Genomic DNA, 3,562 nt, shown 5'->3' with positions numbered 1-3,562 from the left:
ACCGGCCTCTCATTGGCCAACACCACATTCGGTGCCGTTAGCCAGCGGAGTGCACCTTCTAGGTCCCCTTCGTACAGCTCCAGTAGCGCATCGAGAGTCTCGACAAGGCGACAGAAAACCTCACTTGCCTGCAAAGACATTGCCGCACTGAGGGAGGATACTCCGACCCATTCCGCTATCTGGACGGGCGATCGCCCAAGCGCCTGGGCCAGATCAGAGACCAACGAAGCAGGCAGACCCGTCAGTACCGCCACATGCAAGCGGTAGTGGCCTCTCGGCAAAACCAGCCTGTCGTAGAGCTTGTCCATAACATCCCCCTGAACAATGCGTGCCATAGGTTTTGGGCATATGGGCCAATCATTGCTCCCAGCATTGTTGTCGTACTGGCCAGCCTCATTCTCTCACAGCCGGTCCAAACCAGTGCCCAGACGAGGATGCCAGGCTGCTAACGGCTAGCGGGGGCGCAATACCCAGACGTGCGAAACAAGTCTGACAGGGAGGGGAAGCCTCAAGTCACAGGGAGCAGCCTAGCTGCCGCTCTAGGACGGTCTTTATAGTCAATTATAGAGTGATTATAGAATCATTCATTCCGGCTGCCTGATTTGCCGCGACCGGTTCAACTGAAGGATCTTCTGAGGTTGTTAATCGACCTCATTCCTAAGCATCAGGGAACTGTTTGTTCCTACACCTGTAACCCACGTCGGCACCAACCATGTTTTCCTCGCCGTGTAGCAGTGATCGACCTGGGTGACACGCGTCAGAATCGCCATATCGCGATACCCATGTATTTTTTAAAATTGTGATATTAATCATATGGATAGAGAGGAAGTGAGTGAATTTTCCCCTTATCTCGGCATAACCCCAACTCCGTCCTCAGAGATGCGCTTGATGTACGGTAAATTACACTTCGTGTTAGGGCAGGAGAGTGTTTCGCCTTCGATGAATTCAGCTTCTCCGATGTGAATGATTGTGCCGCATTCGCAGTGAGCAGATATGACATTCTGGATCGCCATGATCAAGGATGCTGTCATAACGTTCTCTATTGCTTCGACTACATCTTGGAAAAGATCTTTCGACAGTGGCTTGCGCTCAGGGCCAGCCCGCTTCGGTGCTGGGGCATGAAGAAAAGAGCCCAATTTCTGGTAATAGGATCTGAACTTCCGCCAAGGGATGGCTTTGGTGTTACCAAGAGACATCCAATTGGTGGGCATGCCGCCATTGCTAGGCGGGATGGCAAAGGATAACTCGCCTTCATTTTCCGAAATAGGATCAAAAGACGCTAGGAGGCGTACTATTTGATCTGGCTTCCACGTGCCAATAACTCCACTTGGAAATACATCGCCATATTGTTGAAGCTGCCGATATGCGATGTATTCCAAAGATAATCGAAGTTCCAATGCTGCATAGCGAAGCGACGTCTCGGTATCTTGATTTAAGAGATCCTTGGCTCGATCGATATGAGGTGCTATTCCGTAAAGATCGGTAGATTCGCTTTTCATTTTGTCCCTAGGCTTTCAGATTCGTGCTTTTCAACGGCTTTGTATGGCTTCTGATAGAGTGGTGATAGCGTGCACCTTGAGTCGAAGCCTAGGTCAAGAGAAGCAGCAAGCTTGATAATCAAGTCCCGGCTTTTATGAAGGCGATTAGCTGGCATGCGAGCTACACGGCGCAACCTATTGGTAGAAATTGGCAAGTGAAGTTTGGCGTATTCGTTCACTGCCCAGCTAATAAGTCTGGCTTCAAAGCTTTCGATGGTTTCAGCAAGCTGCTGCGCTTCGCAGAATGCTCTCTTGCAGCGAGGGGTGTTAGGTTTGGGGCCTAAAATTGAGGTAATCCCCACTGATTTCAAAAGCATAGTAGTGGTGACTCTCTTGGGGCGTCCAGATTGCTGCAAGAAGTGTTGCGCCTGCTTTCGGAGCGCCTGAACGAATTGCTCATCGAGTTGGTTTATGTCAACGCGATGCTTAGCCCGTTTAGTATTTTGATAGTTTGCTGCTATAGGTAGCGCCTTGTCTAGCCATTCCTGGTCCTGACTGTAAAGTAAGTCAACTACATGAGGGTGTGCCTTCCTCGCAGAGGATCTTGTCGCGGTACTATTGGAGTCGATGAAATCCGAGATAATACTTCGGTAGTTACTGATCTTGGCTTTAAGTGCGCCATCCTTGTGCAGGCTGTCAAGTTCGATGCTGTCCAATCTTATGAGGTGAAGCGACCAAGGGCTGATGCTGTATTGGCTCGTGATCTGCTGGATAGGTAGCCCGCTCCTGAGTGCGCCGCGGATACTTTCAATCCTATCTACCCCATTTCTTTCTACAAAACTCTGGGTTAGGGGAAGCCTAATTCGATGATGGCGTAGCGTGGTTATCATTCGGTTGAAGCCGATGCCTAAAGAGTTGGCGAGCTTCACTATACTTGTCTCCGAATTTTGCATGGCGCTAAGAACAACATATTTGTTAGGGATATTTAAGTCCCGGAATAACGGAGAAGGGCACTGGGGGCGCTGGAAGCCTTCTAGGGCGTCAAGCACTAATAGACATTGTAAGAAATTCGGTGTGCGATTTGGGGCGAGCTTCAGTGAGATTGCGTTGATTCGCCTTTTGCTTATCCACGTTTCAAGATCGAGCGTTCGTAGGAAGTCGGCCGGATATATAGAAGTGATGAGCTCTCTGATCTCCGCGTGTTTTAGATGGCCAGATGCGGTTACAGCTCCCGCCTCGTACAGTTTTGCGGTTAGATCGGTGGCAAGTGTTGGTTCTAATTGGCTTTCGTTGATCACGCTGAGGGTGCGCTTGGACAAATGCAAGAGCGCTTCCAGTGTGTCAGTGGATGGTTTGGCAGATATAGCCGGCTGAAAGTTAGGATAAAGGCATGAGCAGGAGTTAGGTAATCTCCATGTTTTAGTGGCAGAAAGAGACGATGCGCAATTCCGGCAGAACGAAAGCAGTATTGTTGAGTGTTTCGGGCAAATTTTTACAAATTTCGGCTGGTGGTGCCTATAGAATGCAGGAAATCCATGGTTGTCCAAATCCTCCTCAAGACACTGCGGGCAGAACTTAAAGTCATTCTCTATGAGTAGGGTTCTTGTGTGGAGGTGTGTGAAACCTAAAGTGGCAATAGGGTTTGTGGATTTGCCTTGTGACAGTTTAGAGATCAGGTGGCTGTAAACTGTAGGGTGAGAGAACTGTAGGAAAAGAGGTATCGTTGAATGGTGGAGAATAATGTGTGCAGCGTCAGTTGCCCAGGGATGGGCTACGGGAAGTCTACTCGGCAAAATATGAATTGAGTTGGGGATGATGTTTCTGGCAGATGCCCCAATCAAGCCAAGTTTTTTTAGGTTATTGGCTGGTGTCCCAGCACTTCGTGCGAGATGCCTAGATATGACTGATTGATATGCCTCATTCTTAAGTGGCATTGGAAAATTAGGTATTTTTCTCATTGTTCTCTGCGTGAGAGCGGTCATTCAGAGTTTTCTAGAACCATGCTTTTAATTTGTTCTGGGGATAGAGTTTTTTCATTTGGCTTTGAGGGGGAAGCTTTGCCTCGGCTCGTAAGGTGCTCGGCT

General features: G+C 49.0%; 3 protein-coding genes and 1 pseudogene. All 4 read right to left on the bottom strand.

Annotation, left to right across the window (positions count from 1 at the left end; genetic code table 11):
* On the bottom strand, positions 1 to 308 hold a 308-nt coding region (locus tag PA6_RS24100), incomplete at its 3' end, for a hypothetical protein (RefSeq protein WP_021703169.1).
* A gap of 537 nt (positions 309 to 845) precedes the next feature.
* Positions 846 to 1,499, bottom strand: coding sequence for a hypothetical protein (locus PA6_RS23680; RefSeq protein ID WP_147289544.1), 654 nt, complete (start codon positions 1,497 to 1,499; stop codon positions 846 to 848).
* Positions 1,496 to 2,803 (bottom strand): TnsD family Tn7-like transposition protein, encoded by a 1,308-nt coding sequence (locus PA6_RS23225; RefSeq protein ID WP_255209953.1) that lies wholly within the window; start codon positions 2,801 to 2,803, stop codon positions 1,496 to 1,498. The genes PA6_RS23680 and PA6_RS23225 overlap by 4 nt, the downstream gene beginning before the upstream one ends.
* Before the next feature lie 156 nt (positions 2,804 to 2,959).
* Positions 2,960 to 3,412: pseudogene (locus PA6_RS24705) on the bottom strand (TniQ family protein); the annotation flags it as partial.
* Between the last annotated feature and the right edge of the window lie 150 nt (positions 3,413 to 3,562).

Source organism: Aquipseudomonas alcaligenes NBRC 14159, from assembly GCF_000467105.1.
In the GTDB taxonomy this organism is placed as follows: Bacteria; Pseudomonadota; Gammaproteobacteria; order Pseudomonadales; family Pseudomonadaceae; genus Aquipseudomonas; species Aquipseudomonas alcaligenes.
The sequence above is the reverse complement of the archived record's forward strand: the minus strand, read 5'-3'. Positions and strand labels throughout refer to the sequence as shown.